Source organism: Streptomyces lydicus (assembly GCF_001729485.1).
In the GTDB taxonomy this organism is placed as follows: domain Bacteria; phylum Actinomycetota; class Actinomycetes; order Streptomycetales; family Streptomycetaceae; genus Streptomyces; species Streptomyces lydicus_D.
In genome coordinates this window covers 1,599,675-1,612,491 of the sequence record NZ_CP017157.1, presented here as the reverse complement: position 1 = coordinate 1,612,491, position 12,817 = coordinate 1,599,675, and the positions used below count along the sequence as shown (strand labels likewise).

Below are 12,817 nucleotides of genomic sequence, written 5' to 3'. Positions count from 1 at the left end.
CGGCCGTATGACCAACCCGAGCAGTACCCGCCACTCCGTCGACTTCTACTTCGACCCCATCTGCCCGTTCGCCTGGATCTCCTCCCGCTGGATCCTGGAGGTCGAGCAGCACCGCGACCTGGATCTGCGGTTCCGGGTCATGAGCCTGTCGGTGCTCAACGAAGGCCGCGAGGACCTCCCGCAGAAGTACCGGGAGCTGCTGGACGCCGGCTGGGGCCCCGTACGCGTGTGCATCGCGGCCGCTCAGGAGCATGGCGAGGGCGTACTGCGCGACCTGTACACCGCGCTCGGCACCCGGATCCACAACGACGGCCGCGAGGACACCGCGACCGTCATCGAGGAGGCCCTGGCCGAGGTCGGGCTGCCGGCCGAGCTGGCCCGGGCGGCCGACAGCGAGGCGTACGACGACGCGCTGCGCAAGAGCCACCACGAGGGCATGGATCCGGTCGGCGAGGACGTCGGCACTCCGACGATCCACATCGACGGGGTCGCCTTCTTCGGCCCGGTGCTGATGGCGATCCCGCGTGGCGAGGACGCCGTGCGGGTCTTCGACGGTGCCCGCCTCCTCGCCGGCTACGACAAGTTCTTCGAGCTGAAGCGGACCCGCACCGGCGAGTTCGACTTCAGCTGACGCGCCCGGGGCGGCGGGCGGAAGCCGCCTCCGCCGCCTCCCCCGCCTCCCCCGCCTGCGCACCGTCCGGGCCCCCGCCCTCCGTGGTGCGCAGGCCGCGGAGCAGCGCGATCGCCAGCGCCGCGGCGAGGGCCATCACACCGGCCGCGGCCAGCACCGCCGTCTGCAGACCGTCGGTGAACGCGGTCCGGGCCACGGACAGCAGTGCTTCGCCTGCCCGGCCCGGGAGTTCGCCGGCCACCGCGGCGGCGCCCGCCAGGGTCTCGCGTGCCGCGTCGGCCGCCCCGTGAGGAAGCCCGGCCGGCAGGGCGTCATCCATGTGACCGCGGTAGACCGCGCTCCCGATACTGCCCAGGATCGCCATGCCCAGCGCGCCGCCCAGTTCCGTGCCGGACTCCAGCAGCGCCGAGGCGGAGCCCGCACGTTCCGGCGGGGCGACCCCGATGGCCAACTCGTTCCCCAGGGACATCACCATCACCAGGCCCGAGGCATAGACGGACGAGGCGACCAGTACGTACCAGAGGGCCGAACCGGGCTCCAGCCAGGACAGCCAGATGAAGCCGCCGGCCGCGATGGCGAAGCCCAGGGCGATGACGTACGCCCGGTCCATCCGCTGGGCGAGCGAGGTGGCCACCACCGTCATTCCACCCACCGCGAGGGTCGGCAGCAGATTCCACAGCGCCGCCTCCAGCGGGCTCATGCCCCGTACGGTCTGCAGGTACTGGGTGAAGAACACCGCACAGCCGACGACCGCGAACATCGCCAGCAGGTTCATCAGCACCGAGACGCTGAACCCCCGGTGCCGGAACAACTCCAGGTCGAGCATGGGGTGGCGGGCGGTGCGCTGGCGGTGGACGAAGGCGGCGGCGGCCAGCAGGCCCGCGGAGAGGGCGACGAGCGGCAGCGCGGAGACGCCGTCGCGGGCTATCTCCTTGATGCCGTAGACGAGCGGGAGCATGGCGAGCAGGGACAGCAGCGAGCCGGGCAGATCGAAGCGTCCGGCCGCCGGATTTCTGAACTCCGGGAGCAGCAGCGGGCCGCAGACCAGCAGCAGCACCATCGCCGGCGCGTTGATGAGGAAGACCGAGCCCCACCAGAAGTGCTCCAGCAGCGCCCCGCTGAGCACCGGCCCGACCGCGATCCCGCCCATCATGGCCGCCGACCAGATCGCCACCGCCTTGCCGCGCTGCTTGGCGTCGTGGAAGAGGTTGCGGATCAGCGCGAGCGTGGAGGGCATCAGGGTGGCGCCGCCGACACCGAGCAACGCCCGTGCGGCGATCAGCGTTTCGGCGCTCCCCGAGTACGCGGCGAGGCCGGAGGCGAGGCCGAAGAGGAGGGCGCCGGACAACAGCAGCCTGCGCCGGCCGACGCGGTCACCCAGAGCTCCCATGGTGATCAGCAGGCCGGCCAGGACGAAGCCGTAGACGTCGAGGATCCACAGTTGCTGGACGCTGCTGGGCTCCAGTTGGGCGGTGAGGAACGGCACCGCGAAGTAGAGCACCGAGACGTCCATCGAGACGAGGAGGCAGGGCAGCAGGAGGACGGCCAGGGCGATCCACTCGCGGCGCCCGGCCGACGGCTGGGGCGCGTAAGGGCGCGATGCGTACGAAGTAAACGGCATGGCTGACACCGTAAGCAGGCGGCGCTTACGGCGCAAACACCAGGCAGCAGAAGGGAGTTGGAGGTGCATCACACTAGTGCACCCGCTGTGCGCACACCCCTTGCCGCGCCCGCACTGCTACCCTCGCAGCCCGCCGTTGACCCTGGTGCACTAGTACGGAGGTTGCCCCCGTGGAGCAGTCCGCCCAGCCGCCCTACCGCCGGATCGTCGAGGAGATCCGGCGCCGGATCGACGCCGGACAGCTGGCTCCGGGCGACCGGGTGCCGTCGACCCGGCGGATCACCCGGGAGTGGGGAGTGGCGATGGCGACCGCCACGAAGGTGTTGACGACGCTGCGTCAGGAGGGCGTCGTACGGGCGGTACCGGGCGTCGGCACGGTGGTCGCCGAACCACGGGCCGGCCAGTCGGACGACCGGCCTTCGCCCCGGCCCCGCCCCTCGTCCGGAGACCGGCCCCGCCCGGAGCAGCCCGCCCGCGGCGCGCCGGCGCCGGAGCGGGCACCCCGGGAGCCTGACGGTGGCGGACTGAACCGGGACCGCGTCGTCAGCGCCGCCATCAAGGTCGCCGACGCCGAGGGCCTGCGGGGCCTGTCGATGCGCCGGGTCGCCGCCGAGTTCGGGATGTCCTCGATGGCGCTCTACCGCCACGTGGCCAACAAGGACGAACTGGTGCTGCTGATGGCGGACGCCGCGTTCGCCGACGTCACCCTGCCCGACCCGGCACCGGACGGCTGGCGCGAGCGGATGGAGGCCGGCGCGCGGCTCCAGTGGGAGCTCTACCAGCGGCACCCGTGGCTGGCGCAGTACCTGTCGCTCACCCGCCCGCAGCCGATGCCGCGGGCGATGGCGCTGGTCGAATGGACCATGGCGCGGGTCGAGGGAATGGATCCGGTGACGCTGATCCACATGGCCCTGACGCTGCTGGGCTTCGTCCTGTCCACCGCCGCCGGACTGGAGGACGACCTGGAGGCCGAGCAGGAGACCGGGATGGACCAGGACCAGTGGATGGCGGCGATGGATCCGGTGTTCGAGCGCATCCTGACGTCCGGGTCGTACCCGATGTACGAGGGGATGGCCGGGACCGCGGACGACACGGTGAACCTGGGAACGCTCTTCGACTTCGGGCTGGAGCGCCTGCTGGACGGGATGGAGGTGCTGGTCGAACGCCGGGCGGGTGGGGAAGCCACCGTCCGCACACCGTGACACGCCGGCGTCGGCCACCATGTCCCCCATGAACCCCACCGCCGACAACGCCCCGCCCGCCGGCGCCGAGCTGCCGGGGCCGCTCGCCTTCCAGTGCGTGCTGCTGCGCCGGATGGCGGACCACCACCCCGACCGGGTCGAGGACGCGCTGCGCGTGCTGGGCGTCACGCGCGCGCAGATGAGGGAGGCCAATCGCCGCTGGCAGGCGACGATGCACACCCCGCGGGGGCGCGGCGTGCAGCCGTACCGCGCGCTGCTCGGCGCCCCCGAATCCCTCACCACCCGCCGGATCGGCGATCTGACCTGCCAGGTTCTCACCTGGCCGGTGCCGCTCTGGCCCGATCTGCGGTTCGAGGCGCTCACCGACGAGCGGCGCGGCACCGTCTGGAACGCATGGCTCGTACGGGCGCCCGGCTCGGCCGGCCCCGAGTTGCGGACAGCGCCGGACCTCGCTCCGTGGTGCTGCACCGTCGACGAGGTCGCCCGGGCCTTCGCCCCGGCCCGCCCGTTGGAGGGCAGCGCACCGACCCGTTGGCGCCTGGCCTGTAGGGCTCCCGGCCCGGACGGCACCCCGGAGGAACTCGTCGCCGAATTCACCTGGGGGCTGTACCAGCGACGCGTCGACTGAGCACCGGCCGGCCGCGTCCGGCCACCCCGAAATCACCCGGCCGCAGCAAGCGGCCCCGCCCCGTCCCCCGACCGGACGCTCCCAACAGGCGGAGCCTCGCGGGCGCCCAGAGGATGGCGCACGAGCGGTCCGTGCGGACGGATCGCTCGAGCGCTCCGTCCATCTCGGCCCATCGGGGAGGAATCACCCATGACCATCAGCCTCGCCCAATTGCGGCGCTGCTCGGCCGCCGTCGACCTCGGCGCGGCCCGGACCAGGGTGTATGTGAAGAACCAGGGGCTGGTGGTCGACGAACCGACCGTCGCCGCCGTCAACACCCGCACCGGGGCGCTGCTCGCGGTGGGCGCCCAGGCCGAGGTGATGGACGGCCGCACCCCCGACTACATCCGGGTGGTCCGGCCGGTCTCCGGCGGGACGGTCGTCGACATCGAGATGGCCCAGCGGCTGCTGCGCACCCTGGTCGGTGACAAGCTGCGCAAGACGTGGCGGCGCCGGCCCACGATGCGGGCCGCGGTCTGCCTTCCCTACGGCAGTGAGCCGCTGGCCCAGCGTGCGGCCGTGGAGACGCTCACCGGGCTCGGCGCGCGCCGGGTCGAGCTGGTCGACACCCTGGTGGCCGCCGCGATCGGCTCCGGGCTCCCGGTGGAGCAGCCGGAGGCGACGATGATCGTGGTGTGCGGCGCGGGCACCACCCAGGTCGCGGTGCTGTCGCTGGGATCGATCGTGGCCGCGGAGACCGTGCAGGTGGGCGGCAACGCCATCGATCACGCCGTCATCCAGCATCTGCGGCTGCACCACGAGCTGATGCTGGCGGGCCAGGCCGTCCGCCCGCTGCAGCTGATCCTCTCCGGCGGCGACGGGCGGACGCCCGGCTCCACCGAGGTGCACGGCCGGGACGTGGTCAGCGGAATGGCACGTTCCGTGCATGTCGACACCGAGCGGGTGCTGGACGCCATCACCACCCCGCTGACCGCGATCCTCGACGGCATCGGGGCGGTGCTGCGCCGCTGCCCGCCCGATCTGGTGGCCGACCTCGGGGAGCGCGGCATCATGCTCGCGGGCGGCAGTGCGCTGATCCCGGGCCTGGAACCGATGATCCATCAGGCCACCACCATGCCGGTGCACACCGCGGACCGCCCCGACACCTGCGCGGTCATGGGCCTCGGCGCCATGATCGAGGGCAAGGTGCAGCCGCTGCACCTGGACCCGATGGCGCCGTAGCCCGCCCCGCGGGGAGGGCGAGCGATCGGCCGGCCCGCCCCGGCCACAGGCTGCCGGGCCGCAGATCCCCGCGCTACAGGCTCCGGGCGTTCCAGGCCACCACCGCGGGCCGCTCGTGTTCGGTCCCCAGGACGCAGACCGCCCCGGTCTCGAACGTGAACAGCCCGCCCGCGGAGGCCGGCAGCCCCAGCCTGCGGGCGGCCAGTACGCGCGAGAAGTGCGCGTGCCCCACCAGCACCACATCGCCGTCGTCGGCGTCGAGCTGCGGCGCGAGGCGGGCCAGTACCCGGTCGGCGCGCGCGCCGACCTCGTCGGGTGACTCCCCCGGATGCCCTGCGGGCCCGGCCGGGACACCGTCGCTGAAGAGGTACCAGCCGGGCCGCTCGCGGTGGATCTCGGCGGTGGCGATGCCCTCGTAGCCGCCGTAGTCCCATTCCCGCAGGTCAGGGTCGATCTCCGGCTCGGGGAGCCCGGCCAGCTCGGCGGTGCGCAGGGCCCGCACCCTCGGGCTGGCATAGACCTGCCCGATCTTCCGATCCGACAGCAGCGGCCGCAGCGCGCGGGCCTGCTCCTCACCGTTGGCGGTCAGTGGCAGGTCGGTCCAACTGGTGTGCCGGCCGTTCCGGCTCCACTCGGTCTCGCCGTGCCGGACCAGAAGTAGCTCGCTCACGAGCCCAGAGCCTACTGGCCCTGCTCAGCCTGCGCCTGCTCGTTCTGCTGGGCCTCGGTGACCGACGCCCGGACCTCCTCCATGTCCAGCGCGCGGGCCTGGCCGATGACGTCCTCCAGGGCCTCGGCGGGCAGCGCGCCCGGCTGGGCGAACACCGCGATGTTGTCCCGGACGATCATCACCGTCGGGATGGACTGGATCTCGAACGCCTGCGCCAGCTCGGGCTGCGCCTCCGTGTCCACCTTGGCGAACACCAGGTCGTCGTGCTTCTCGGACGATCGCTCGAAGACCGGGCCGAACTGTTTGCAGGGGCCGCACCACTCGGCCCAGAAGTCGATCAGGACGAAGTCGTTGCCGGAGACGATGTCGTCGAAGTTTTCCTTGGTGAGCTCAACGGTGCTCATGCGTATGTCCCTGCTTCCGGTCTGTCGAGGCTGTGCTGTGGTTCCTGCGGTCCCCGGCTGCGGCAACGGGGTCGCCCCCGTGTGTATTCCGCGTGTCCGGACCGTCCCGCTCCCCTGCCCACCGAGCGCATTCCTAGACATCCCGATCGCCACGGAAATCCGTGGCACACGTCACCAGGCCCCGGCCCGGATTCCCGGCACCTGGACCTGGCACCCCCGCCACTCCTCCTTGCCTCCCTTCTCTCCCCGGCTCCTGCTCCTACTCCTACTCCTTCGCCTTGGCGTACCCCACCGCCATACCGCCCGCGAAGTCGTACACGACGACCTGTTCGTCGCCGACGACCCAGGCGTCGTGGCCGGGCGGGCAGACGAAGACATCGCCCGGCCCCACCTCGGACTCCGCGCCGTCGTCCATCCGCAGGCGCATACGTCCCTGCACCACGAAGCCGTTGTGGTGGACCTCGCAGCTGTCGGTCCCGGCGATCGGCCCCACCGACTCCGACCAGCGCCAGCCCGGCTCGAAGGTGGCCACGGCGAAGTCCAGCCCGGTCAGGTGCAGAGCTTCGAGGTGACCTCGGGGAAAGTCACGCCGCTCGTCCGGCTTGTCGATGGTCTTGACCTCCAACATGAGGGGCTCCTCCTCTCACCCCCGCCGTCCCCTCCGTGAACCCCTGGCCCTTCCATGGTGCGCTCGCGCCTCCCCGCCCGCCGTACGGCGCACCCCGCCCTCCGGCTACTCGCGCGTACGACGGGGATGTCGCCGCGCGAGTGCCGTGGCGCGCAACCGCGTTCCCCGGGCACTAGCATCCGGAACAGGCCGACCGGGCCTGCCGAGAACCCGACCGGCTCGCGCGAACACACCGCACCGGTCCCGCCCGAGGCCGTCCCACCGGGCACCGCACCGGTCACCGCCGGGGCCGCTGAGAACGGAGCATCCTTCTGTGCCTCATCTGCGCGTAGGCGTCGCCGTCTTGACCATGGGGAACCGCCCCGCCGAACTCCACGCACTGCTGGATTCGGTCGCCAAGCAGGACCTCCAGCCGGTCCACGTCGTGGTCGTCGGGAACGGCTCGCCGCTGCCGTCCCTCCCCCACGGCGCGCACGGCGTCGAACTGAGCGAGAACCTCGGCGTCTCCGGCGGCAGAAACGTGGCCCTCGACGAGCTGCGCAAGCTCGGGGACGTGGACGTGGTGGTCGATCTGGACGACGACGGGCTGCTGATCAGCCCGGACGTCCTGCGCCGGGTCGCCGAACTGCACGAACGGGAACCGGAGTTGGGCGTCATCAGCTTCCGCATCGCGGACGAGCTGGGCCGGACCCAGCGCCGGCACGTCCCCCGGCTGCGGGTCGGCGACCCCCGGCGCGGCGGCCCGGTGACGACGTTCCTCGGCGGCGGGCACTCGCTGTCCATGGCGATGCTGGACCGGATCGGCGACTGGCCCGAGGACTTCTTCTACGCACACGAGGAAACCGACCTGGCCTGGCGGGCGTTGGACGACGGCTGGCGCATCCGCTACGAACCCGACCTGGTGCTGCAGCACCCCTACACCTCGCCGACCCGGCACGCGGTCTACCACCGGATGGTCGCCAGGAACCGGGTGTGGCTGGCGAAACGGCACCTGCCGGCCGTCCTGGTGCCGCTCTACCTGGGCGTATGGGCCGTACTGACGGCCGTACGCAGCCGCTCGGCGGCAGGTCTGCGCGCCTGGGCCGCCGGCTTCGCCGAAGGGGTACGCACGCCCTGCGGACGGCGGCGGCCGATCCGCTGGCGCACGGTCTGGCGGATGACCAGGCTGGGCCGGCCCCCGGTCATCTGACGGCCCGCTCACCCACAGAGGGGGAAAAACCCGGGCCCCTTCCGGGTGTTCACCCAGGGGACGTCTGTGCACAATCGGCGCGTGCAGCTCCTCTCCTTCCCCGAAGCCGCGACCCCGCCCGACCTCCGCGCCCAGGTACGGGCGCTCCACGACGCGGCCTGGCCCCCGAGCCACCCGCCGGCCGACCACGACACCGAAACCGACACCGCTCACGATCCCGCGCTGCACCCCCGGTCGATGCTGCTCGTGGACGACGGCACGGTGCTCGCCGCCCTGGACGTCCTCAGCAAACCGCTGGTGCACGCCGGCCGGCGCTACCGGGCCGGCGGGCTCAGCGCCGTGGTGACCCGGCCGGCCGCCCGCGGCCGGGGCCACGGCCGCCGACTGGTGGCCGCCGCGCACGAGGCGATGTCCCGCTCCGGCCTGGACCTCGGGGTGTTCACCTGCGACCGGCCGCTGCGGAGCTTCTACGAGAGCGCGGGCTGGCAGCTGCTGCCCGGAACGGTGCTCGTCGGGGGAACCCCCACGGCCCCGTTCCCCAGCGACCGCCCCGGCTTCGACAAGGTCACCATGGCCGCCTTCTTCTCCGCCCCGGCCCGGGAGTCCCGCGCCGTATTCCGGCACACCCGCCTGGAGCTGTACCCCGGCGAGATCGACAGGCTCTGGTGATCCCGTACGCGAAAAGGCCCTCACGGATCGTGTGAGGGCCCTCGGTGCCGTGCACCGCCCGGGATGGGCAAACGTGATCGTTTCTGCTGCACCGGGCTGTGGTGGGGCGGGTGGGACTCGAACCCACGGCCGACGGATTATGAGTCCGCTGCTCTAACCGGCTGAGCTACCGCCCCCTCCACGGCGCGTCGCGCACATTTGTGCGCGCCGTCTGCCGCAGCATAGCCGCTCATACGATCTGCTGCCCGTGCGGGCCGTCGCCGGGCGACCTTGCACGCCCAAGAGGACTTCGATCACCGGGGGTTCGGTTCCACCGGCATGAAAAAAGGACCCCTTGCGAGGTCCTTTTTCTCTGCTCCCCCGACTGGACTCGAACCAGTAACCCTCCGGTTAACAGCCGAATGCTCTGCCAATTGAGCTACAGGGGACCGAGCTCCCCCGACTGGACTCGAACCAGTAACCTGCCGGTTAACAGCCGGCTGCTCTGCCAATTGAGCTACAGGGGATTGCTCTGTGTGCCTCGAATGCACCGCTGTCCGGGCCTCCGGACGGCGCGCGCTCGCTGCGACACATACATTAGCGCAAGCAGGGGGGTGCTCCGCCAATCGGTATCGCCTCAGGTCACCTCGGGTGATCTCCGGCCCCGGAGGGTAGGCGCGCGGCAAGCCCGGGATGCGGTGCGCGGTGGCACCGGACGGGACCACAGAGAAGGAAGGGTGGAGCGATGCGCTACCGGCTCACGTTCATGGCGGGACTGGCCACGGGCTACGTGCTCGGCGCACGGGCCGGCCGGGAGCGGTATGAGCAGCTCCGCAAGGCCGTCCAGCGGGTCACGCGGAATCCGGCAGTCCGGAACAGTGCCGAGTCCGTGGCGCTGACCGGGCGGGACGCGGCGTCGAAGGCGTTCGGGAAGGTCTCGGCCAAGGTCGAGGGACACCTGCCCGCGGCCGTGGGCAACCGGGTGCGGTCGCTGCGCGAGCAGCGCGCGTCCACCGAGGACGAGTGGGGCACCAGCAACACCTGAGCCGGTGCTTCCGGGCGGTGTCCGGTCAGGGCAAACCCTGACTCTTTCCCTATGCGCCCCATGCGGCATCATCTGGGGCCATGGGGATAGTCGCCGGATTGGACAGCTCGTCCGACAGCACACGGATCGTCGTCTGCGATGCGGACACGGGTGCCGTCATCAGGCAGGGGTATGCGCCGCACCCTGTCGAGAAGGGGCCGGAGGCCGATCCGCAGGCGTGGCTGATGTCACTCGGCGAGGCGGCGGGCGGCGGGCTGCTGGAGGGCGTGCAGGCCATCGGGGTGTCGGCGCAGCAGCACGGGCTGCTGGTGCTGGACACGGAGGGCGCTCTCGTGCGGCCCGCGCTGCTGGGCAACGACAAGCGGGCGCAGAGCGCGGCGGCGGACCTGGTGGACTCGCTGGGCGGGCGTGCCGCGTGGGCGCAGGCCGTCGGGGCGGTGCCGCAAGCCGCGCATCCGGTGACCAAGCTGCGCTGGCTGGCGCGTACGGAGCCGGAGAACGCCGCCCGGGTGGCGGAGGTCATGCAGCCGCACGACTGGCTGGTCTGGCAGCTGCTGGGACGGCCGGCGCGGCGGATCACGGACCGGGGCGCGGCCTCGGGGACGGGTTTCTGGTCGGCGGCGAGTGCGTCGTACCGGCCGGATCTGGTGGAACTGGCGCTGGGCCATCAGGTGCGGCTGCCGGAGGTGCTGGGTCCGTCGGGGACCGCCGGGTTCACCCCGGAGGGGCTGCTGATCTCGGCCGGTACGGGCGAGACGATGGCGGCCGCCTTCGGGCTGGGCGTCGGGGAGGGCGACGCCGTGGTGTCGCTGGGCGCCTCGGGGTCGGTGTTCGGCATCCACCACGAGGCGCTGGTCGACCCCAGCGGCACGATCACCTCCTTCGCCGACGCGACCGGGCGGCATCTGCCGGTGGTGCACACCAGCAACGCGGTGCGGGTGCTGCGGGGCGCGGCGGAGATGCTGGGGACGGACCTCCAGGGGCTGTCCGACCTGGCGCTGAAGTCGTCGCCCGGTGCGTACGGGATGGTGCTGCTGCCTTATCTGGAGGGCGAGCGGACGCCTCATCTGCCGCACACCGCCGGGTCCTTGCACGGGATGCGGCGCGAGAGCATGAAGCCGGAGCACATGGCGCGGGCGGCCGTGGAGGGCATGCTCTGCGGCCTCGCGGACGCGTTGGACGTGCTGCGCGGGCGGGGCGTGGCGGTGCGCCGGGTGTTCCTGCTGGGTGCGGCGGCGGAGCTGGGTGCGGTGCAGGCGGCCGCGCCGGGGCTGTTCGGGGTACAGGTCGTGGTGCCGCAGCCGGCCGATTACGCGGCGCTGGGCGCGGCGCGGCAGGCGGCCTGGGCGTGGGGCGTGGCGCACGGCACGCTGACGCCGGCCGCCGGTGCGGAGGCCGGGCCGGGCGGCGGGCCCGTGTGGGTCGATCCGCCGCAGTGGCCGGCCGCGGCGAGCCAGGTGTTCGAGCCGGGTGAGGAGCTGGCGGTGGGGCAGGCCGTGCGGCAGCAGTACACGACGGTGCGGGACGAGATCCATCCGGGTGCGTGGGCGGACCGGCGGGACGGGTGACGACCGGGGGCCCGGGCGCCCGGCGCCGCGGACCGCGGGGTCAGTCCAGGTAGCCGCGGAGCTGGTCGGCGAAGGCGTGGTCGCGGAGCTTGTTGAGGGTCTTGGACTCGATCTGCCGTATGCGTTCGCGGGTGACGCCGAAGATCCGGCCGATCTCCTCCAGGGTGCGGGGCCGGCCGTCGGCGAGCCCGTAGCGGAGCTGGACGACCTTGCGTTCGCGTTCGCCGAGAGTGGACAGCACCGCGTCGAGGTGCTCGCGGAGCAGCAGGAACGCGGCGGATTCGACGGGTGAGGCGGCGTCGCCGTCCTCGATGAGGTCGCCGAGGGCGACGTCCTCCTCCTCGCCGACGGGGGCGTGCAGCGAGACCGGTTCCTGGGCCAGCCGCAGCACTTCACTGACGCGTCCCTCGGTGAGGTCGAGGTGGGCGGCGACCTCCTCGGGGGTGGGTTCGTAGCCGCGTTCCTGGAGCATCCGGCGCTGGACCCGCACCACGCGGTTGATCAGCTCGACGACGTGGACCGGGACGCGGATGGTCCGGGCCTGGTCGGCCAGCGCGCGGGACATCGCCTGGCGGATCCACCAGGTCGCGTAGGTGGAGAACTTGTAGCCGCGGGCGTAGTCGAACTTCTCGACGGCGCGGATCAGTCCGAGGTTTCCCTCCTGGACGAGGTCGAGCATGGTCAGGCCGCGGCCGACGTAGCGCTTGGCGACGGAGACCACCAGGCGCAGGTTCGCCTCGATCAGGCGGCGCTTGGCCATCCGCCCCAGGACCACCAACCGGTCGAGGTCGTGGGCGAGTTGGGAGGAGAGGTCGGGGGTGTTGGTGAGCTTCTCCTCGGCGAAGAGGCCGGCTTCCACGCGGCGCGCGAGCTCGACCTCCTCGGCGGCGGTGAGCAGCGGGATCCGGCCGATCTCGCGGAGGTACTGGCGGAAGAGGTCGGAGGACGGGCCGCCGGTCTCCGGGCGGGGCGCGGGGCCTGGGTCCGGGGCCGCCGCCGACTCCTGGGGGATCTCCTCCAGGAGCATCTCGGCGGCGGGCGGTTCGGGCTGCTGCACCACGGTGACCGGCTCCGGGGCCGGCTCGTCGGCGGGTTCCGCGGCGGCCGGCGCGTCGGCGAGGGTCTGGGTCTGCACGGGGGCGACCTCCAGGGTGATCGCTGCTGAGGCGGCAGAAAGGCCGGGTACGGTGGCGGCCGGGCCGCCGTCCGTCCCGTACATCGAGAGCGGTTCCGCGGGGGTTTCCGGGGGCGTACGACCGGACCCGCCGCGCTCCGATGACTCAGGCACCGCTCCTCAGTGTGGAGTACGACACACTCCCGCCACGAGGGGCGTGCGACCACTTTTTGAGTCCGGTCCGTGAC

13 protein-coding genes and 3 tRNA genes are annotated in these 12,817 nt (G+C 72.4%); 8 read left to right on the top strand and 8 right to left on the bottom strand.

The window, feature by feature from the left end:
- Positions 1-7 precede the first annotated feature (7 nt).
- The gene (locus SL103_RS06855) at positions 8-631 is read left to right on the top strand and encodes a disulfide bond formation protein DsbA (RefSeq protein ID WP_069567857.1); all 624 of its coding nucleotides are present in this window, start codon (positions 8-10) and stop codon (positions 629-631) included.
- On the opposite strand, the gene SL103_RS06850 is transcribed toward SL103_RS06855, so the two are convergent.
- A complete protein-coding gene (locus tag SL103_RS06850) occupies positions 624-2,252 on the bottom strand; it encodes an MFS transporter (RefSeq protein WP_069567856.1) in 1,629 nt (542 codons plus the stop codon). The two genes, SL103_RS06855 and SL103_RS06850, sit on opposite strands and share 8 nt — an antisense overlap.
- A 170-nt stretch (positions 2,253-2,422) precedes the next feature.
- On the opposite strand from SL103_RS06850, the gene SL103_RS06845 reads away from it, so the two are divergent.
- The 3 genes from SL103_RS06845 to SL103_RS06835 all read left to right on the top strand — a co-directional run bounded on the left by SL103_RS06845 (position 2,423) and on the right by SL103_RS06835 (position 5,303).
- Positions 2,423-3,454 (top strand): TetR/AcrR family transcriptional regulator C-terminal domain-containing protein, encoded by a 1,032-nt coding sequence (locus SL103_RS06845; protein ID WP_069567855.1) that lies wholly within the window; start codon positions 2,423-2,425, stop codon positions 3,452-3,454.
- Between the two features lie 28 nt (positions 3,455-3,482).
- On the top strand, positions 3,483-4,082 hold the full coding sequence (locus SL103_RS06840) for a hypothetical protein (protein WP_069573485.1): 600 nt from the start codon (positions 3,483-3,485) through the stop codon (positions 4,080-4,082).
- Positions 4,083-4,271: 189 nt separating this feature from the next.
- Positions 4,272-5,303 (top strand): rod shape-determining protein, encoded by a 1,032-nt coding sequence (locus SL103_RS06835; RefSeq protein WP_069567854.1) that lies wholly within the window; start codon positions 4,272-4,274, stop codon positions 5,301-5,303.
- 73 nt (positions 5,304-5,376) lie between these two features.
- Here the strand turns inward: SL103_RS06835 and SL103_RS06830 are convergent, their stop codons facing one another.
- From SL103_RS06830 to SL103_RS06820, 3 genes are all read right to left on the bottom strand, one after another.
- The gene (locus SL103_RS06830; RefSeq protein ID WP_069567853.1) at positions 5,377-5,973 is read right to left on the bottom strand and encodes a histidine phosphatase family protein; all 597 of its coding nucleotides are present in this window, start codon (positions 5,971-5,973) and stop codon (positions 5,377-5,379) included.
- An 11-nt stretch (positions 5,974-5,984) separates the two neighbouring features.
- Positions 5,985-6,377, bottom strand: a complete 393-nt coding sequence (gene trxA, locus SL103_RS06825) for a thioredoxin (RefSeq protein WP_069567852.1) — start codon at positions 6,375-6,377, stop codon at positions 5,985-5,987.
- Between the two features lie 265 nt (positions 6,378-6,642).
- A complete protein-coding gene (locus SL103_RS06820; RefSeq protein WP_069567851.1) occupies positions 6,643-7,005 on the bottom strand; it encodes a cupin domain-containing protein in 363 nt (120 codons plus the stop codon).
- A gap of 313 nt (positions 7,006-7,318) precedes the next feature.
- On the opposite strand from SL103_RS06820, the gene SL103_RS06815 reads away from it, so the two are divergent.
- Both SL103_RS06815 and SL103_RS06810 read left to right on the top strand, forming a co-directional pair.
- The gene (locus tag SL103_RS06815; RefSeq protein ID WP_069567850.1) at positions 7,319-8,194 is read left to right on the top strand and encodes a glycosyltransferase family 2 protein; all 876 of its coding nucleotides are present in this window, start codon (positions 7,319-7,321) and stop codon (positions 8,192-8,194) included.
- Positions 8,195-8,275: 81 nt separating this feature from the next.
- On the top strand, positions 8,276-8,863 hold the full coding sequence (locus SL103_RS06810) for a GNAT family N-acetyltransferase (protein ID WP_069567849.1): 588 nt from the start codon (positions 8,276-8,278) through the stop codon (positions 8,861-8,863).
- 99 nt (positions 8,864-8,962) lie between these two features.
- Here SL103_RS06810 and SL103_RS06805 read toward each other — a convergent pair.
- From SL103_RS06805 to SL103_RS06795, 3 genes are all read right to left on the bottom strand, one after another.
- Positions 8,963-9,039: transfer RNA gene (locus tag SL103_RS06805), tRNA-Ile, on the bottom strand.
- Between the two features lie 179 nt (positions 9,040-9,218).
- Positions 9,219-9,291: transfer RNA gene (locus SL103_RS06800), tRNA-Asn, on the bottom strand.
- 5 nt (positions 9,292-9,296) lie between these two features.
- Positions 9,297-9,369: transfer RNA gene (locus SL103_RS06795), tRNA-Asn, on the bottom strand.
- A gap of 218 nt (positions 9,370-9,587) precedes the next feature.
- On the opposite strand from SL103_RS06795, the gene SL103_RS06790 reads away from it, so the two are divergent.
- Both SL103_RS06790 and SL103_RS06785 read left to right on the top strand, forming a co-directional pair.
- Positions 9,588-9,887, top strand: a complete 300-nt coding sequence (locus tag SL103_RS06790; protein ID WP_069567848.1) for a hypothetical protein — start codon at positions 9,588-9,590, stop codon at positions 9,885-9,887.
- Between the two features lie 80 nt (positions 9,888-9,967).
- Complete coding sequence (locus SL103_RS06785; RefSeq protein ID WP_069567847.1) at positions 9,968-11,455, top strand: FGGY family carbohydrate kinase; 1,488 nt, start codon at positions 9,968-9,970, stop codon at positions 11,453-11,455.
- Positions 11,456-11,495: 40 nt separating this feature from the next.
- Here the strand turns inward: SL103_RS06785 and SL103_RS06780 are convergent, their stop codons facing one another.
- The gene (locus SL103_RS06780) at positions 11,496-12,743 is read right to left on the bottom strand and encodes an RNA polymerase sigma factor (RefSeq protein ID WP_069567846.1); all 1,248 of its coding nucleotides are present in this window, start codon (positions 12,741-12,743) and stop codon (positions 11,496-11,498) included.
- Between the last annotated feature and the right edge of the window lie 74 nt (positions 12,744-12,817).

Coding starts and splice junctions, on each gene's coding strand:
- SL103_RS06855 (WP_069567857.1), top strand. CDS start 8: ATGACCAACCCGAGCAGTACCCGCCACTCCGTCGACTTCTACTTCGAC.
- SL103_RS06850 (WP_069567856.1), bottom strand. CDS start 2,252: ATGCCGTTTACTTCGTACGCATCGCGCCCTTACGCGCCCCAGCCGTCG.
- SL103_RS06840 (WP_069573485.1), top strand. CDS start 3,483: ATGAACCCCACCGCCGACAACGCCCCGCCCGCCGGCGCCGAGCTGCCG.
- SL103_RS06835 (WP_069567854.1), top strand. CDS start 4,272: ATGACCATCAGCCTCGCCCAATTGCGGCGCTGCTCGGCCGCCGTCGAC.
- trxA (WP_069567852.1), bottom strand. CDS start 6,377: ATGAGCACCGTTGAGCTCACCAAGGAAAACTTCGACGACATCGTCTCC.
- SL103_RS06820 (WP_069567851.1), bottom strand. CDS start 7,005: ATGTTGGAGGTCAAGACCATCGACAAGCCGGACGAGCGGCGTGACTTT.
- SL103_RS06790 (WP_069567848.1), top strand. CDS start 9,588: ATGCGCTACCGGCTCACGTTCATGGCGGGACTGGCCACGGGCTACGTG.
- SL103_RS06785 (WP_069567847.1), top strand. CDS start 9,968: ATGGGGATAGTCGCCGGATTGGACAGCTCGTCCGACAGCACACGGATC.